A 17,172-nucleotide genomic window follows, 5' to 3' on the forward strand; every position below is an offset into this window, starting at 1 on the left:
AGTTTCCTCAAAGGAGCCGCCGTGTCCGTCCCCGTCCCCTCCGCCCCGCCCGGGCAGCCGAAGAAAGCCGCGACCGCGGCCTGGATAGGCAGCGCCCTGGAGTACTACGACTTCTTCATCTACGGATCCGCCGCCGCGCTGATCTTCCCCAAGGTCTTCTTCGACGAGTCGGACCCGGCCACGGCGACCCTGCTGTCGCTGGCCACGTTCGGTGTGGCGTACGCGGCACGGCCGGTCGGCGCGCTCTTCCTCGGGCACTTCGGCGACCGGGTCGGACGTAAGAAGATCATGGTCTTCACGCTCATCCTGATGGGCGTCTCGACGTTCCTGATCGGCTGTCTGCCCACGCGTGCCCAGGTCGGCACCCTCGCTCCGGTGCTGCTGGTGCTGTGCCGCGTCCTCCAGGGCATCTCGGCGGCGGGCGAGCAGGCCAGCGCCAACTCCATGACGCTGGAACACGCGCCACCGAACCGGCGCGGCTTCTTCACCAGCTTCACCCTCAGCGGCACCCAGGGCGGGCAGCTGCTGGCCACGCTCGTCTTCATCCCGGTCGCCGCGCTCCCCGAGGACCAGCTGCTGTCCTGGGGCTGGCGGGTCCCGTTCTGGATGAGCATCGCGGTCGCCGTCGTCGGCTACGTCATCCGCCGCAAGCTGGAGGAGACACCGGCCTTCGCCCAGCAGGCCGCCACCGAGGGCGTCGTGAAGCTGCCGCTGGTGGTGCTGCTGCGCGAGCACTGGGCGGACGTCCTTCGGGTGATCGCGGGCGCGCTGATCGCCTCGGTGAGCACGATCTTCACGGTCTGGGCGCTGGCGTACGCGACCAGCGACGCGGTGGGCATGTCCCGCTCCTCCATGCTGTGGGTGGGCGCCCTCGCGAACCTCGTCGCGCTCGCCGCGATCCCGCTGTGGGCCGCCCTGTCCGACCGCATCGGCCGCCGCCCGGTCTATCTGATCGGTGCCGCCGGCAGCGCGGTGATGATGTTCCTGTACCTGTGGTCGATCTCGACGGGCTCCTACCCGCTGACCCTGCTGCTGGGCATCATCACCTTCGGTGTCGTCTACAGCGCCGCGAACGGCGTATGGCCGTCCTTCTACGGCGAGATGTTCTCGACCCGGGTCCGTCTGTCCGGCATGGCGATCGGCACGCAGATCGGTTTCGCCGTGGCCGGTTTCGCGGTCACCTTCGCCGCGCAGATCGCGGGCCCCGACGGCAGCGACTGGTCGTCGGTGGCGCTCTTCACCGCGGCCCTGTGCGTGCCGCCGGTCATCGCCGTCCTCTCGGCCCGCGAGACCCACAAGGTACCGACGGAACACCTCGGCGAGCGGACACCCGGCGAGGCGTCCCAGCGGGAGACGGTGACAGCCTGACCCCGCACCACTGAAGCCCCCGAGTCCCTGGACGCCCTTGACGGCTCCGGGGACTCGGGCGTTTGCGCCTAGGCCCGCGGATGGCGAGGCTCGTACAGGCCGACCTCGCCCCCGCCCGGCAGCCGGAACGCCGTCACCCGCCCCCAGGACGCATCCTCCGGCGGCCGGGTGAACTGCACGCCCTTCGCGGCGAGTTCGGCCTGTGTCCCGTCGAGGTCGTCGCACATCAGCATCAGCTCGTGCGACGGCTCACCCTCCGTCGGATGACAGGCGACCTCCGCGGGCGGCGCCTTGAAGATGAGCCAGCCGTGTCCGGCGTCGACGTGCGACCATTTCAGAACGTCCCGGAGGAAGGCGCGGTCCGCCTCGGCGTCGCGCGTGTAGATCACCACATGGGCTCCATTGATCACGCGGCGGAGGCTAGTCCCGGGCGGGGCGGGCGGCAAGCACCGCCGGCACGTGGTCCGACGTCCACCGCGGCAAGGGCAGGCACTATCGTTGCCCGATCGTATGAGCGGGGACGAGAGGCGGGCGAGGGCGTGGCGGGGGCCGGGTGGATACGGGTGCCGGTCGGCGACGACGCGGCGCGGTGGGCCACGCGCGGCGACACCCGCAAGGTGCTCCTGGTCGTCCACAACGTGACCGCGGCGACCCGCCTCCTCGACGTCCTGCCACTGTTCCACGACGACCTGCGGGTGCAGTTGCTGGCGACCAGCCCGGGGTCGTCGGCGTTCCGCGCGGGCCTCGCGGAGTTGCTGGCGGACACCGAAGTGCCGGTCCTGCCGTGGGAGCAGGCGGTCAAGGTGCCGGTCTCACTTGCCGTCTCGGCGAGCTTCGGCGGTCAACTGCGGTCGGTTTCCGGTGTATTGACCGTGTTGTCGCACGGTGTCGGATATACTAAGAGGCTGCCGACACCCAACACCCAACACCCAACACCCAACACCCGGCGCCGGGCGAGCGGGAGAAGCGGGGGACGCCGAGGAGGCGCCGGTCTTCGGGATGTCGCCGGAGTGGCTGCTCGACGAGGACGGCAAGCCCATGGCGGACGTGCTCGTGCTCTCGCACCCCGAGCAGTACGAGCGACTGCGCACCGTCTGCCCCGAAGCCGCGCCGGCGGCCGTACTCGCCGGGGACCCCTGCTGGGACCGCATGCTGGCGGCCCGCCCGTATCGCGACCGCTTCCGCCGGGCCCTCGGCGTCGGCAGGGGGCAACGCCTGATCGTCCTCAGCTCCACATGGAACCCCGAGTCGCTCTTCGGCGACGGCGGCGATGACGTACTGCCCTCCCTTCTCCCCCGCTTGACCTCGGAGTTCCCGGCGGACCAGTACCGTCTCGCGGCCGTCCTGCACCCCAACGTCTGGCACGGTCACGGCCCCGGCCAGATCCGCGCCTGGCTCCATCGCGCCCGGCGCGCGGGACTGGCCCTGATCGACCCACTGGACGGCTGGCGACAGGCACTGATCGCCGCCGACGCGGTGATCGGCGACCATGGCTCGGTCACGTACTACGCCGCCGCACTCGGCGTGCCCGTGCTCCTGGGCACCGCGCCCCTCTCGGGCCTCGCGCCGGACGCCCCGGTGTACGAATTCGTCCGCACCGCACCCCGCCTGGCCCCCGGACTCCCCCTGAGCCCGCAGATGGAGGCGCTGCTCGATCACCACCAACCGCCGCCCCAACCGGCCGAGTTCATCAGCTCCGCACCCGGCGAGTCGGCAACCCGGCTCCGCCGGCTCTTCTACGACGCCATCGGCATCCCCGAAGCCGATGAGCCCGCGCGCCTGGAACCGCTCCCCCTCCCGCCCTACGAACCACCCGCCCACACCGTGCCGTTGCTGGTGCTCACCCGGCTGCTGGGCTCCGGCGAGATCGCCGTCACCCGGTACGCGGGCCCGCATCCGCCGGACGACGAAGCGAGCGAGGCGCACACCGCCGTCCACGAGGACACCCCGGAGGCCGATCAACTGCCCTACGCGGATGTGGTGTTCCGGTACGGAGACGCCGACGACCCGCGCTTCGGATCCCCGGCCGACTGGACGGCTGAGGTCCTGGACCGGCATCAGCACTGCGCCCTCGCCGCCTATGTCACCGGCCGCGGGGCCTGCGTCGTGCGCACGCGGGCAGGTGCGCTGCTGCGCCTGGACGCCGGGCCCGGTGCGGACGCCGATCCGGCCGTGTACGCCTCGGCGCTGCATGCCTGGCTCGCGGTGGGCAAGTCGTCGGAGGAGCTGGTCGCGCAGGGGCTGACGGTGCGCACCGGTGACGTCGTCCACCCGGTCACGGTCACTCCGGTGTGACGCACCGCTCGCGCAGCCCGCGCAGATGGGCAACGTGATACGCGGCGTTCTCCCCCTCCAGCGCCGTGAGCGCCTCCTCGATCAACGGCAGCGCGGCCTCGAACTCGTCGCCGTCCAGCCGGGTTTCGGCGAGGTCGGTGAGGGTGCGGGCGGTGTTGTAGGCCTCGCCGCTGTCGCGGAAGAAGCGCAGGGCGCCTTCCAGTCGTCGTACGGCCTCGTCACGGCGGCCGAGGCCGCGCAGGGCCCGTCCTCGGTGGCGCTGCAACAGGGCGCGGGCGCGCGGCAGATCGGCCGCTCCCTCGTCGGTGGGGCCGATGGCGTCGAGGAGGGAGTCCGCCTCTTCGAAGCAGGCGTACGCGTCGTCGAACCGCCACTGGCGCAGCCGCAGCAGGCCGAGGAACTCGACGGCGGAGGCGTGGCCGCGTGGATGACCGGCCGCCTGCTCGTCCCGCGCGGCGGCGAGGGCCTCCGGTTCGGCCTCGTCCCAGGAGCGCAACTCCGTGAGGGTGTGGGCGAGTTGGGCGTGCAGCGAACCGGCCGTGCGGGTGCCGGGGAAGTGGGTGTCGGCGGTGCGGGCGCCGATGAGCAGGGCGGGGAGCAGGACCTCGTGGCGTCCGGCCTTGAGCTGGAGCGGCCACAGCGAACGGCAGAGCAGGACGACGGTGTCCCGGTCGCCGAAGTCGTCGGCCGTGCGCACCGCCTCGACGAGGTTGGGTGCCTCGGCGGCCAGCGCGGCGACGGCAGAGCCCCGGTCCGGGAAGGACACCGGTGAGTCGGCGTCGGGGACCCGCCAGCTCTCCGGCAGCGCCGCCCGGGCCGCGCCCACCGCCAGGTCCCGGTAGCCCTCGATGACGCGGGTGACGGCCGCCGAACACGCCGCGATGCCGTCGACGGCGGCGGCCGTGCGTTCGGCGTGAGCGCGTACGGCGGGGCGGTACCGGTAGCGGCCGGCGGGGGTGCGTTCGAGGAGGAGTGCGCCGGTGAGTTCGTCCAGCAGCTCGGCGGCATCGGTGACGTCCGCGGCACGGGCAGCTGCCGCGGCGTCGAGCGCGGGCCAGTCGCGGAGGCCTGCGAGGCGGTAGAGGCGGGCCGCCTCCGGTGTCAGCAGGTGGTAGGAGTCCGCGGCTGCGGCGCCGACCGGGTCGTTCTCGGGCACGGCGTGGGCCTCTGCGGGTGGCGTGGCCAGGCGGGGTGCGGCGGCGCGCAGGGCGTACGGGGAGCCGGCGCAGCGGTCGAGTACGGCGGGCAGCGCGGCGCGGGCGGCGGTGACCGCGGGCTTCCCGGCCAGATCGGTGAGCAGCCGTTCGGCGTCCCGCCGGGCCAGCGGGCCGACCTGGACCGGCAGGGCGTCGAGGCCGAGGAGCCGGTGCCGGGCGATGACGATGGTGAACACGCCGGGTGCCGACGTCAGCAGCGGCTGCACCTGGGCGACGGACCGGGCGTGGTCGAGGACGAGGAGCAGCCGCCGGTCGGCGAGGCAGCGCCGGAAGAGGTCGGCGCGGTCCTCGGAAGCCGGGGGTATCTCCTCGTCCGGCAGGCCGAGTCCGCGCAGCAGGGTGCCGGGCAGCGCTTCCGGCGCGAGGGCGCGCAGATCGGCGTACAACTGGCCGTCGGGGAAGCTGTTGGTCTGCCGCCAGCCCCAGTGGACGGCGAGGGTGCTGGTGCCGATGCCTTCGGGGCCGTACAGGAGGACCCTGCGGGGGCGTCCGTCGAAGGCGCGCCTGGCCTCCTTGTCGAGGGTTTTCAGGGCCTGGCGGCGGTCCGTGAAGAAGCGCGGCGCGTCGGGGAGGCTCGGGCGGGCCGACGCCTCGGGGCGCCGGACGCCGCGGGCGAACAGGGCCCAGGTGGCGGCGAGTCGGGGGTCGTCGTGCAACCGGTCGTGCACCAGGCGGGCCACGTCGTCCAGTTGGCCGGGCGTGGTGGGCGCGGGCACCTCCCGGCCGGCGATACGGCGGACCAGGCCACCGGCGGACTCCCAGGCCCACTTGCCCGCTTCGTTCGCCATACCGGTCCCGACGGCTCCGAGCACCGCGCCGATGGCGCCCACCGAGATCGGATCCACCATGCCGCGCTCTCCCCCGTCCGTGTCCCAGGTTTGATCAACCCTAGCGGCATGTGACGGCACATCAACGCGGCGTTCCGCACACCGACTTGAATCCGAAGGTCATGAGCGGGCGGCGTCCAGCAGCGGGCCGAGTTCCCGGGCTACGGTCGTCAGGGCCCGTACGTCCCGCTCGGTGCGGGCGATGAGGATCGCTCCCTCCAGGGCGCTGATCATGAGGGTGGCGAGCGGCTCGGCCCGCTCCGCCGGCACGCCCATGCCGGCCAGCGCCTCCGCGACCGGCCGGATCCACGTCGTGAACGCGGTGGCCGCGGCCTCCCGCGTGGACGCGGCGGATCCGGAGCAGTCGACGGTCGCCGCGGCGACGGGGCAGCCGCCGGCGAAGCCGTTCGTCGCGTACTCGTCCGTCCACTGGCGCACCATCGCGGCGAACAGCCCGCTGGGCGTCGGCTCGTCCATCCCCGCCACAAAGCGCGCGACGCGTTTGCCCGCGTACCGGCCCGCCCAGTCCACGGCCTCGTTGACCAGCTGTTCCTTGCCGCCGGGGAAGTAGTGCTGGAGCGAGCCGCGCGGGGCCTCGGCATGGGCGGCGACATCGCGCATGCCCGTGGCGGTGACGCCGTCGCGCCGGATGAGCTGGGCGGCGCTGAAGACCATCCGCTCGCGTGGCCCGTACGCGGACTCCGGCATGGATCGACCCTCCTCAACTTCTCGGGTCCACCCTATGACCGCCGTCATAACGCACGCTACTATGACGGCGGTCATAGCTGCGTCTCCGCGGAGGGCGGTCCCTCGTGCACGTCGGTTTCATCGGCCTCGGGATCATGGGCCAGCCCATGGCGCTCCGCCTCGCCCGCTCCGGCACCCCGCTCGTCGTGGGGAACCGGACCCCCGACCGCGCCGAGCCGCTCCGCGCCGCCGGTGCCGTTGTGGCAGCGGACCCCGCCGAGGTGTTCACGCGGGCGGACGTCGTGATACTGATGCTCGCCGACGACCGGGCGACCGACGCCGTGCTCGGCCGCGGCACCCCCGATTTCAAGCAGCGCGTCGCCGGACGGATCGTCGTTCCCATGGGTACGACCTCGCCCGAGTACTCCCACCGCCTGGAGGCCGACGTCCGTGCGGCGGGCGGGAGTTATGTCGAGGCGCCCGTGTCCGGTTCCCGGGTCCCGGCGGAGAACGGGCAGTTGGTGGCGATGCTGGCCGGCGAGGAGGACGCGGTGGAGCGGGTGCGACCGCTGCTCGCACCCATGTGCCACACGACCTTCGTCTGCGGCCCCGCCCCGAACGCCCTGCTGATGAAGCTGTCCGTGAACCTGTTCCTGATCACCCTGGTGACCGGCCTCACCGAGGCGTACCACTTCGCCGAGCGGCACGGCCTGGACCGTGGGCTGTTCCTGGACGTCCTGGACGCGGGTCCGATGGCCAGCGCGGTCTCCCGGATGAAGGCACCCAAGCTCCTCGCCCGTGACTTCGCGGCGCAGGCGGCGGCCCGGGACGTACTGAAGAACAACCAGCTGATCGCCGAAGCTGCCCGCTCCACCGGCCTCGCCTCTCCCCTGCTCGACGTCTGCCACGCCCTGTTCGAGGAGACGGTGTCGCTCGGGCACGGGAGCGAGGACATGGCGGCCGTCCTCCGCGCGATCGAGGCACGCACGGAGAACGGCGGCGCGGCCTAGGGCAGGTCGGCGGGTCAGGCCCTAGCGGGCGCTCCGCGGAATGCCGTACGCCCGTTCCACCTTCAGCCGCAGCACCACCCGCCCGTCACGGACCATCGCGGCCCGGTAGTCGTCCCAGTCGGGATGCTCGCCCCGCACGTCCCGGTAGAGCCGGATCAGCTCCTCGACCGTCTCGTCGTACGGGTCCTTCGCGACGGGCGAGAGGTGGGCCGTGCCCTCGGCGACCGTGTACGCCCAGGTGTCGGGGGTGGTCACGTGGTACGACCCCCGGGGGTCCCGGCGCAGATTGCGGGTCTTGGCGCGGTCGTCCGTGATCGAGACGCGGATGGTCCGCTCGTCGGGGTAGTAGGCGTGGTTGACGTTCGACAACTGGGGCCGTCCGTCGCGCTTGAGGGTGACCAGCACGCCGGCCTTGGTCTCGGAGAGCAGCGCCAGCAGTGCGTCCTGAGACGAGTCGTGAGTCATGTCGGAACAACCGGCGCGAGGGCCCTCCCCATTCCCTTCCACTCCCTTCGGTAGACAGTGTCTACAGCCGACTGGTAGACACTGTCTATGCATGAATCCGAGACCGGACTGCGGTTCCGCCTGATCGATGTCGGTGTGGAGCTGGTGGCCACGGAAGGCGCGCAGGCGTTGACCCTGCGGGAGATCGCCCGCCGGGCCGGCGTGTCGCACGGGGCGCCGCGCCGCCACTTCCCCACCCACCTGGAGCTGCTGTCCGCCATCGCGCGCGTCGGTTTCGCTCAACTCGGGGAACGGGCGTCGGCGATCGGAGAGGGCACCCCCAGGGAACAGATCGCGGCGCTGGGGCGGGCCCATCTGGAGTTCGCCCTGCACAACCGCGGCATGTACGAGCTGATGTTCCGTCACGATCTGCTGGAGAGCGACCACTTGGGCCTGCGCGACACCAGCCTGCCCCTGTTCGGACGCCTGGTGGATCTCATCAGCCGGGCCCGTCCCGACACGAACCCCCGCCTTCTCGCGGGCGCCCTGTGGGCCAACCTGCACGGCATCGCCCAGCTCTGGACCTGGGGCAGCCTCCAACTCGCCACCGGCGCCGAGGACTTCGAGCCCTTGCTGCGGGCGACTCTCGACGCCCACCTGGGCGACGAGTGAACCGCCGACTCACGCTCGCCGCGAGTGTGTCAGGCGCGGTGATCGTCGCCCTGGACGGCACCGTACTGACGGTCGCCCAGCCGACCCTGCAGCGGGATCTGGGCGCCTCCTTCGCGGAGGTCCAGTGGACCGGCACCGGGTATCTCATCGCCGTCGCCTCCCTGCTGGTGTTCGCGGGACGCCTCGGCGACCGGTACGGGCACCATCGGCTGTTCGCCCTCGGCATGCTCGGCTTCGGGGCCGCGTCGGCGGGGATCGGGCTGGCGTCCGGGGTCGGCTGGGTGATCGGACTGCGGGTCGTCCAGGGGGTGTTCGGCGCGTTGCTGCAACCGGCGACGCTCGGGATGCTGCGGGCCGCGTATCCGGCCGACCGGCTGCGCATGCCGATCGCCGTACGGACGAGTGCGATCGGCGTGGCCGCCGCCGTCGGGCCGCTCGTGGGTGGGGCGTTGGTCGCCTGGGTGGGCTGGCGGGCGGTGTTCTTCCTCAATGTCGTGCCCGCCCTGGTCTTCGGCGTGCTCGCGCTCGCCGTACGGCGCCCGCAGCGGCCGAAGACCTCCGCCGCGCTCGATCTCCCCGGTGCCCTTCTGCTCGCGGTGGCCCTCGCGTGCCTGGTCCACACGCTGGTCTCCGGCCCGACGGCCGCGAGTGCGCTCGGCCTGGTCACGGCCGTTCTCTTCGTCCGGCATGAGCGGCGCACGGCGAGCCCGTCGCTGTCGCCGGACCTGATCCGCTCACCGGCGGTCGGCTCGGCGCTCGGCATTCTCGTCGCCGCGTCGGCGGCACTGTCCGGAACACTGTTCGTGGCGACGTACGTCCTCCAGGACACGCTCGGTCTCGACCCGTTCCAGAGCGCCCTGCGCAGCCTGCCGCTGGCGGTGCTGATGGTGGCGGCGGCTCCCCTGTGCGCGGTGCTGCTGCGCCGTGCCGGAGCGCGGCGTACGACGGTGGCGGCCATGGTCGTCCTCGCCCTCGGCATCCTGATCCTTTCCCGGGCGTCGGGCACCCTCGCCCTCTGCACCGGCTTCGCCCTGCTGGGGGCCGGGTTCGGCACGGTGATGGTGGCGGCCACGCATGTCGTGGTGCGGCAGGCCGCGGTCGCGTCGGCCGGGGTGGCGGGCGGATTGCAGCAGACCGCGATGAATGTCGGGCCGACGGTGGGGGTGGCTGTCGTGACGCCACTGATGGGGCTCGGACACGCGTTTGCGCTGGTCGCGCTCTTCGGCGTGGCCTTGGTCGGCGCGGTGGCGGGGCTCGCGTTGCCTGTGCTTTCCGCCACGTCGGGCGTCGATCGTGCCCATCCGAGCGACCGTATACGCGTTCCTACGCGACCATGAGGTCTGAGGGCGTGGCGGCTGGGTATGCCGGACCGCACCTCGACGAAAGCGACGGAGGACACCGATGGCACTGCTGCGACAAGAGGTCGAACCCGACGAGGTGGGGCTGGATCCGAAGGCGCTGGACCGCCTCGACCAGTACTTCGCCCACTACGTCGACGAGGGACGGCTGCCCGGGTTCCTCGTGGCTGTCACGCGCGGCGGACACGTCGCCCATCTGACCACGCACGGCCGGCGCGACGTCGCGGCCGGGCTGCCCGTCGAGGCGGACACGCTGTGGCGGATCTACTCCATGACCAAGCCGGTCACCGCGGTCGCCGCACTGCTGCTGATGGAGGAGGGCAAGCTGTCGCTCGACGACCCGGTCGCCGCGCACCTGCCCGTCTTCGCCGACGTCGAGGTGTACGACAGTGGCTCCGGGGCGGATGTCAGGACCCGCCGGCCCTCCGGGCCGATGCTGATCCGGCATCTGCTCACCCACACCTCGGGCCTGACCTTCGCCTTCTACCACTCCCACCCCGTCGACGCCCTCTACCGCGAGGCCAACCTGGAGTCGTCGGTGCCTCCCGGTGCGAACCTGGCCGAGACGATCGACGTGTACGCGAGCCTGCCGCTGCAGTTCGAGCCGGGCACGCAGTGGAACTACTCGGTGGCGTCGAACGTCCTGGGCCGGGTCATCGAGGTCGTGTCCGGGCAGTCGCTCGACGAGTTCTACAAGAAGAGGATCTTCGGTCCGCTCGGGATGCAGGACGCCGGGTTCCAGGTCCCCGCCGAAAAGGCGGGCAGGCTGTCCGAGTTGTACGGCGAGACCGAGGGCGGCGGTATCGAGCCGATCCCCGGGCTGCCGCTGCATGGCAGACCGCGGTTCCTGTCCGGCAGCGGCGGCATGGTGGCCGGCGCGTACGACATGCATCGCTTCATGGAGCTGCTGCGGCGCCGCGGCGAACTCGACGGCGTCCGCCTGCTCGCCCCGGAGACCGTGGACCTGATGACCTCCAACCACCTTCCCGGCGGCGCCGACCTGCGCTCCTTCGGCGCTCCCCCGCACAAGGAACCGGGCAACGAGGGCGTCGGCTTCGGCTTCAACGTCTCCGTCGTGATCGACCCGGCCCGGACGCAGGCACCCTCAGGGCTGGGCACGTACGGCTGGAGCGGTGTCGCGACGACCACCTTCTGGGTCGACCCGAGCCGCGATCTGACCGTGCAGTTCATGACCCAGGTGCGGCCCCGGACCTCGCACACGATGTTCCCCGACCTCAAGAGGATCGTGCACGAGGCCGTCACGGACTGATCAGCTCAGCGTGAACTCGACGCCCTCCCGGGCGAGTTCGGTGAGCCATTCCTGCGAGCGCGCCGCGGTCTCGGCGGCGCGGTTCAGGCCGGGCGGCAGCGAGCCGTCCAGGATGTGCCGGACACCGAGCGCGAGGGTGCGGGAGACACAGCGGGCCATCGCACTCTCCTCCGCGTCACCGGTCAGGTCCAGGAGGTAGCGGCCCGACCACTGGTTCACCTCCAGCGACACCGCCAGCACCACCCGGTCCCGGTCGGCCTCCGTGGTCGGGTACGCGGCCGCCAACTCCTGTGCCAGGGCCGCGATCCGAGCGTCGTCACCCGCCTTCAGCTCCTCGAACACGGCGTCCCACGCCCGCAGCCAGCCCTCCAGACGCAGCGTGCCGCGGACGAACGTCTGCGCCTTCCACGCGGGCGGCAGTCCGTACTGCTCCACGAAGGGCAGGCTGTCGCGGTTGGGGTAGACCTCGAAGGTCTCGCCGTCCACGACGTGCTCCCGCGTCACCTCCCAGGGCCGTTCGGCGACGGCCTCCGCGCCGCCTTCGATGTAACGGGCGGGCGAGCGCAGGGCGCCCAGCACTCCGGCGGGCGCCCAGCTGAAGCGGTATCTGAAGTCGTTCGGGACCGCGGGGACGCCGCCGCAGTACGAGGTGAGGCGGTACGAGGCGGCCGCGTCGTCGCCGATCGCCTCCCGGGCGCGGGCGACGAGGCTGTGCGCGAAGAGATGGTCGATGCCGGGGTCGAGACCGGCCTCGGTGAGGACGACCAGCCCGGCCTCCGTCGCCGCGGGCACCTGCTCGAGCACCGCCTCCGACACATAGCTGGAGCAGGCGAAATGCGCTCTCCCCCGCACGCAGGCCGCCAGGATCCCGGCATGCTCGGGCGCGGGCAGCATCGATACGACGACATCCCCGGGCGCGAGTTCGGCGGTGAGCGCGGGGAGCGTGTACGCGCGCGGTTCGGCGCGACCGGTGAGGCCCCGCCCGTCGAGGGCCTCGGCGGCGCGCTTCTCGGTGCGGTGCCACAGCCGTACCCGCTCGGCGGTGTCGCACAGCGCCGCAAGTCCGCTGCCCGTGGACAGTCCGGCGCCGATCCAGTGCACGGTACCGCTCGCCGGAACGCGCTCACCCATGGCGGAACTCCCCTTCCGCGATGCCGAGTTCACGGCAGGCCTGGTGGAACCGGTCCAGACAGCGGCCCCACGGCCCGCCGGTCTCGAACTCCAGCAGCTGGAGCACCAGGGACGACGAGAAGTCGGTGCTGGACTCCCGCGGCAGCAGGGACGGCAGGTTGTCGATGGCGATGAGGTCCAGCGGGGGTTCCTTGCGCAGCCGGCGCACCGGGTCCGTCCAGTCGGTGACACGGTCGTAGACCGGCAGCACGTTCAGGGGCGAGCCGACGTCGCAGGTGACGTCGCAGAGGGTGCGCAGACGGCGGGCGGGGTCGTCGAGGTCCTCGTCCCGGAGGAAGGGCGGGACGGGGGTGGTGGCGAGGACGGCGTTGACCATGACGTCGTGGTCGAGGAGGGCCCGGCGGTCCAGGTCGCGGGTCTCGGCGAGGTCCCAGGCGGTGGGGTCGAGCCCGGCGACATGGAGGGCGACGCGGGCGCCGCGCCCGCTGCGGCCGAGGGCGCCGATCACCAGCGCGGTGAACTCCTCGCCGGGCGCCTGAAGTGCCTCGTCCAGTTCCTCCTTGGACGTGGGGCGCAGGGGTGCCCGGAGGCTGCCCCGGTGATGGAGCACCGCCAGGGCCGCGCCCAGGTAGCCCGCCCAGAAACCGAAGGCGGCGAGGCGGCGGCCGTCGTCGTCCACCAGATATTCGAGGTCGAGGAGCCGGCCTCCCCCGGCGGCGAACCGGCGCAGGAGATCCGCCGCGCCGGGCTGCCGCTTGTAGGCGTGCCCGAAGAAGATGTGCCGGTGCGTCAACGTGCCCGGCTCATCAGGGAGTTCCTTCAGACCGAGGACGACGGCATCCTTGGGCGCCGACACCCACGAGCCCGGCGCCGCGACGCGGCAGCCGACCGCCTCGTACTCCTCGATCGGGAAGATCCGCTGCGGTGACTCCTCGACGGTCAGCACCGCTCCGCTCTCGATGAGCCGGCGTGCGTCGGACGGCACGATCGGGGTGCGGCGTTCGGTGGAGCGGACCTCGTGGCGCAGCCACAGGTGGAGCTCGGTCATACGAGATTGGCCTCCGGACGCGGGGCGTCGGCCGCGAACCGGCCGGCGCTGAGCGGGCTGACGTCCACGAAGGGTACGCGGCCCAGGTACAGGTCGCGGACGACCTCGCCGACGGCGGGTCCCTGCAGAAAGCCGTGGCCGGAGAAGCCGGTCGCGTAGAGGAAGCGGGAGGGCGAAGTCGCCTCGCCGATCAGGGCGTTGTGGTCGGGGGTGTTCTCGTACAGGCCCGCCCAGCCGCCGGTGCGGCGCAGGTCGAAGAGGGCGGGGGCGCGGTGCTGCATGGCCTCGGCGAGGCGGGGGATCCAGCGGTCGTGGGGGTCGGTGGCGAAGCCGGGGCGCTCGTCGGGGTCGGACATGCCGAGGAGGAGGCCGGGGCCCTCGGTGTGGAAGTAGAGGCTGGTGCTGAAGTCGATGGTCATGGGCAGGTCGGGCGGGAGTCCCTGGACCGGCTCGGTGACGGCGATCTGGCGGCGTAACGGCTCGACCGGCAGGTCCACGCCGGCCATGGCGCCGACGGCCTTCGACCAGGCGCCGGCCGCGCAGATCACGGTGTCGGTGGTGATGCTGCCCAGGGTCGTGCGTACGGCGGTGATGGCGTCGCCGTCGCGTTCGATGCCGGTGACATCGGTGTGGCGCAGGATCCGGGCGCCGTACTCGCGGGCCGCGGTCGCGTAGCCGTGGACGACGGACTCCGGCGTGCAGTGGCCGTCGTCCGGCGAGAACGCTGCCGCCAGCAGTCCGTCGGTGCTGATCAGCGGGGAGAGCCTGTGCGCCTCGGCGGGAGTGATCATGCGGCTGGCCACACCGAGGGAGTTCTGCAGCCGGACGCCCGCCTCGAAACCCGCGACCTGCTCGGGCGTCGACAGCAGGAACAGATAGCCGACCCGGTGCAGTCCGATGTCGTGGCCGACCTCTTCCTGGAAACGGCCGAAGGCCTCCAGGCTGCGGGCGCCGAGCTGGATGTTGAGCTCGTCGGAGAACTGGGCCCGGACGCCGCCCGCCGCCTTGGAGGTGGATCCGGCCCCGAGTTCGTCCCGTTCGACCAGGACGACGTCCCGTACGCCGGCACGGGCGAGGTGGTAGGCGATGCTCGTGCCCATGACTCCGCCGCCGATGACGACGACCCGAGCCTGCAGCTTCACGTATGTGCCTCCTTGGCGGCGTGGATCACGTCCCGGGCCACGGCGACGCCGAGCAGGCCCCCGGCCCGGTCTCCGGAGAGGAAGAGGACGTCGTCGGTCATTCCCTCTTCCTGTCCGGACCGGCGCCACGGCAATCAGGACCAGTGCGCCACGGCGTCCAGATGAGGCAGGTGATGGTCGAGGCGCTCCCGCTTCGTCCGCAGATAGGTGATGTTGCTCTCGCACGGCGGGATGAGCAGCGGGACCTGCTCGGCGACCTTGATGCCGTGCTCCAGCAACGCCTCGCGCTTGCGCGGGTTGTTCGACATCAGGCGTACGGAGCGCACGCCCAGGTCGTCGAGTATCCGCGCGGCGACGCCGTAGTCCCGGGCGTCCACCGGCAGGCCGAGCGCGAGGTTGGCCTCGACGGTGTCCAGGCCCTCCGCCTGCAGCGCCATCGCGCGCAGCTTGCCGAGCAGGCCGATGCCGCGGCCTTCGTGCCCGCGCAGGTAGACGACGACGCCACGCCCTTCGGCGGCGACGGCGCGCAGTGCGGAGGCGAGTTGATCACCGCACTCGCAGTGCTGGGAGCCGAAGGCGTCACCGGTCAGGCATTCGGAATGCAGCCGGGTGAGGACGTCGTCCGTGCCGATGTCACCGTGGACCAGGGCCACTTGCTCGTCCCCGCGATCGTGGTCGAGATAGCCGACCGCGCGGAATTCCCCGTACACCGTGGGCAACGGCGCATTCACGACGCGCTCCACGCCCGTCCGCTGTGGAGACTTCTTGCCGAGTACGCCAATGTTTTCTGTCATGATCTGGTTCCTAAGCAGAGACGAAGGGCCGTGAGGAAATGAGTGTTTCGGGAACGCGTTCGGCGGCATACGGGCTGTTGCCGGCGGACACCACGGAGGATGTACGCACGCGCGGGGCAGGCGTCTCACGGCAGGTCGCCGTCCTTCCCGTCGGAAGCTTCGAGCAGCACGGTCCCTTCCTTCCGCTGGCCACCGACACGCTCGTCGCCTGTGCCGTCGCGCGGGAGATTGCCGCCGCGCACCCGGTGCACCTCCTTCCTCCGGTGACGATCTCCTGCTCGCACGAGCATGCGGCCTGGCCGGGGACCGTCAGCATCTCCTCCGTCACCCTTCACGCGGTGGTACGGGACATAGCGGCTTCGCTCCGCCGCTCGGGCGTCGACGCCCTGGTGCTGGTCAACGGGCACGGCGGAAACTATGTACTGGGAAACGTCGTTCAGGAATCCTCCGCGCAAGGTGAGTCGATGGCGCTGTTCCCGGCCGCGGAGGACTGGGAGACGGCGCGGGAGCGGGCGGGGGTGCGGACCTCGTTGCTCACCGACATGCACGCGGGGGAAATTGAGACCTCCATCCTTCTGCACGCTCATCCCGAATTGGTCAGGTCCGGTTATGAGACCGCTGATTTCGTCGCTGACGACCGGCGCCATCTGCTGACCCGCGGAATGTCCGCCTATACCGATTCGGGTGTCATCGGGCGTCCTTCGCTGGGTTCGGCGGAAAAAGGGAAGGCCCTCCTTGAGAGCCTCGCGGATTCCTTCGGCGCGTGTTTGTCGTTGTTCACGGGCGACGCGGGGGACGCACGGGGGTAGCGCCGGCGGGCGACCAGGACGAGGACGCCGGGCAGGCTGGCCGCGAAGCTGAGCACGCCGTACACCACGGCGACGGCCAGTCCGCTGCTCGCGCCGAGCCCGGCGGCGCCGAACGCCCAGGCGGTGACGCCCTCCCGGGGTCCCCAGCCGCCGACGTTCAGCGGCAGGCCCATGGCGAGCAGGGCGAGCACCGCGATCGGCAGCAGTACGACGGCGGAGGCGGCGGAGCCCGCGACTCGGGCCGCGAGCACGAACATCGCGATGTGGCCCGCCAGCACGACGACGGACGACACGACGATGCCGGGCCAGTTGCGGCGGGACAGCAGGCCCCGGCGTGCCTCGCCGAGCGTCGAGCGCAGGGCACGCCTGCGGCGGGAGGGCGCCCGGTTCATCCGCAGCGCCAGGACGACCGCGCTCGCGCCCAGCGCCGCGAACAGGAGCAGCGGCGCGAACTGCCGGGCCTGGGCCAGCACCGGTGACGGCATGGTCAGCAGCACCGCGGCACCGACGAGGACCAACACGGCCTGTCCGGCGGCCCGTTCGAGTACGACGGCCCGTACGCCGCGGCCGAGGTCGCCCTCGCTCTTCCCGTGCCGCACCGCCCGGTGCACATCCCCGAGCACGCCGCCCGGCAGGGCCGCGTTCAGGAACAGCGCCCGGTAGTAGTCGGCCACGGCCGGCCCGAACGGCAACCGGATCCGCAGCCCACGCGCCACCAGCGCCCAGCGCCACGCACTGAACACGGTGGTGACGACGCCGATCCCGACGGCGGCGACCAACGTCACCGCGTCGATCCGCCGCAGCCCGTCCAGGAAGACGCCGGTGCCCATGCGCCAGAGCAGCACGGTGAGGATGGCGACACCTGCGATGGTGCCGAGGTGGGGGCGGACCCGGCGCAGGAAGGTGGGGCGGGGGGTGGTCGCGGCCGGCTTGTCGGCGGCTGGGCGAGCGTCACCGGCCGTGATGGGATCGGTGGCGGGCTGCGACTCGTCGACCAGAGCGCGGTCCGTCGCGGGCGATCCATCGACAGCGGCCCGGCACCCATCGGCGACCAGGGCAGACTCCGTGGCGGAGCGAACGTCGACGACCGGAGCAGGCTC

General features: G+C 72.0%; 15 protein-coding genes and 1 pseudogene. 7 read left to right on the forward strand and 9 right to left on the reverse strand.

Going from position 1 to position 17,172, the window contains the following annotated elements; translation table 11 throughout:
- Positions 1–21: 21 nt before the first annotated feature.
- Positions 22–1,368: an MFS transporter gene (locus ACTWQO_RS12435; protein ID WP_443237306.1), complete on the forward strand. Its 1,347-nt coding sequence runs from the start codon at positions 22–24 to the stop codon at positions 1,366–1,368.
- A 68-nt stretch (positions 1,369–1,436) separates the two neighbouring features.
- Here ACTWQO_RS12435 and ACTWQO_RS12440 read toward each other — a convergent pair whose 3' ends face one another.
- Entirely contained in the window at positions 1,437–1,778 is a 342-nt protein-coding gene (locus ACTWQO_RS12440; protein WP_443237307.1) for a VOC family protein, read from the reverse strand.
- 589 nt (positions 1,779–2,367) lie between these two features.
- Between ACTWQO_RS12440 and ACTWQO_RS12445 the strand changes: the two genes are divergently transcribed.
- A complete protein-coding gene (locus ACTWQO_RS12445) occupies positions 2,368–3,663 on the forward strand; it encodes a hypothetical protein (protein ID WP_443237308.1) in 1,296 nt (431 codons plus the stop codon).
- Here the strand turns inward: ACTWQO_RS12445 and ACTWQO_RS12450 are convergent.
- Together ACTWQO_RS12450 and ACTWQO_RS12455 are read right to left on the reverse strand one after the other, a co-directional pair.
- Positions 3,650–5,728, reverse strand: a complete 2,079-nt coding sequence (locus tag ACTWQO_RS12450) for a tetratricopeptide repeat protein (RefSeq protein ID WP_443237309.1) — start codon at positions 5,726–5,728, stop codon at positions 3,650–3,652. The two genes, ACTWQO_RS12445 and ACTWQO_RS12450, sit on opposite strands and share 14 nt — an antisense overlap.
- Positions 5,729–5,827: 99 nt before the next feature.
- On the reverse strand, positions 5,828–6,415 hold the full coding sequence (locus ACTWQO_RS12455; protein WP_443237310.1) for a TetR/AcrR family transcriptional regulator: 588 nt from the start codon (positions 6,413–6,415) through the stop codon (positions 5,828–5,830).
- A gap of 104 nt (positions 6,416–6,519) precedes the next feature.
- Between ACTWQO_RS12455 and ACTWQO_RS12460 the strand changes: the two genes are divergently transcribed.
- Positions 6,520–7,404 (forward strand): NAD(P)-dependent oxidoreductase, encoded by an 885-nt coding sequence (locus ACTWQO_RS12460; protein ID WP_443237311.1) that lies wholly within the window; start codon positions 6,520–6,522, stop codon positions 7,402–7,404.
- A gap of 21 nt (positions 7,405–7,425) precedes the next feature.
- Here ACTWQO_RS12460 and ACTWQO_RS12465 read toward each other — a convergent pair whose 3' ends face one another.
- Positions 7,426–7,869: a PPOX class F420-dependent oxidoreductase gene (locus ACTWQO_RS12465; RefSeq protein ID WP_443237312.1), complete on the reverse strand. Its 444-nt coding sequence runs from the start codon at positions 7,867–7,869 to the stop codon at positions 7,426–7,428.
- 87 nt (positions 7,870–7,956) lie between these two features.
- Between ACTWQO_RS12465 and ACTWQO_RS12470 the strand changes: the two genes are divergently transcribed.
- The 3 genes from ACTWQO_RS12470 (at position 7,957) to ACTWQO_RS12480 (ending at position 11,148) form a co-directional block, all read left to right on the forward strand.
- Complete coding sequence (locus tag ACTWQO_RS12470) at positions 7,957–8,520, forward strand: TetR/AcrR family transcriptional regulator (RefSeq protein WP_443237313.1); 564 nt, start codon at positions 7,957–7,959, stop codon at positions 8,518–8,520.
- Positions 8,517–9,857, forward strand: a complete 1,341-nt coding sequence (locus ACTWQO_RS12475; RefSeq protein ID WP_443237314.1) for an MFS transporter — start codon at positions 8,517–8,519, stop codon at positions 9,855–9,857. Before ACTWQO_RS12470 ends, ACTWQO_RS12475 begins: the two co-directional genes overlap by 4 nt.
- Positions 9,858–9,921: 64 nt before the next feature.
- A complete protein-coding gene (locus tag ACTWQO_RS12480) occupies positions 9,922–11,148 on the forward strand; it encodes a serine hydrolase domain-containing protein (protein WP_443237315.1) in 1,227 nt (408 codons plus the stop codon).
- Here ACTWQO_RS12480 and ACTWQO_RS12485 read toward each other — a convergent pair whose 3' ends face one another.
- The 4 genes from ACTWQO_RS12485 to ribA all read right to left on the reverse strand — a co-directional run bounded on the left by ACTWQO_RS12485 (position 11,149) and on the right by ribA (position 15,263).
- Positions 11,149–12,279, reverse strand: a complete 1,131-nt coding sequence (locus ACTWQO_RS12485) for a saccharopine dehydrogenase family protein (RefSeq protein ID WP_443237316.1) — start codon at positions 12,277–12,279, stop codon at positions 11,149–11,151.
- Positions 12,272–13,327, reverse strand: coding sequence for a saccharopine dehydrogenase (locus ACTWQO_RS12490; protein ID WP_443237317.1), 1,056 nt, complete (start codon positions 13,325–13,327; stop codon positions 12,272–12,274). The genes ACTWQO_RS12485 and ACTWQO_RS12490 overlap by 8 nt, the downstream gene beginning before the upstream one ends.
- Positions 13,324–14,469 carry an NAD(P)/FAD-dependent oxidoreductase gene (locus ACTWQO_RS12495; protein ID WP_443237318.1) on the reverse strand — a complete coding sequence of 382 codons (1,146 nt, stop codon included), beginning with the start codon at positions 14,467–14,469 and terminating at the stop codon, positions 13,324–13,326. Before ACTWQO_RS12495 ends, ACTWQO_RS12490 begins: the two co-directional genes overlap by 4 nt.
- Positions 14,470–14,603: 134 nt before the next feature.
- Positions 14,604–15,263 (reverse strand): GTP cyclohydrolase II, encoded by a 660-nt coding sequence (gene ribA, locus ACTWQO_RS12500; protein ID WP_443237319.1) that lies wholly within the window; start codon positions 15,261–15,263, stop codon positions 14,604–14,606.
- 38 nt (positions 15,264–15,301) lie between these two features.
- Here ribA and ACTWQO_RS12505 point away from each other — a divergent pair, with 38 nt between their 5' ends.
- Complete coding sequence (locus tag ACTWQO_RS12505) at positions 15,302–16,072, forward strand: creatininase family protein (protein ID WP_443237320.1); 771 nt, start codon at positions 15,302–15,304, stop codon at positions 16,070–16,072.
- Positions 16,073–16,164: 92 nt separating this feature from the next.
- Here the strand turns inward: ACTWQO_RS12505 and ACTWQO_RS12510 are convergent.
- Positions 16,165–16,902: pseudogene (locus ACTWQO_RS12510) on the reverse strand (lysylphosphatidylglycerol synthase transmembrane domain-containing protein); the annotation flags it as partial.
- Positions 16,903–17,172 lie beyond the last annotated feature (270 nt).

It is taken from the genome of Streptomyces sp. 4N124, from assembly GCF_052245395.1.
In the GTDB taxonomy this organism is placed as follows: Bacteria; Actinomycetota; Actinomycetes; order Streptomycetales; family Streptomycetaceae; genus Streptomyces.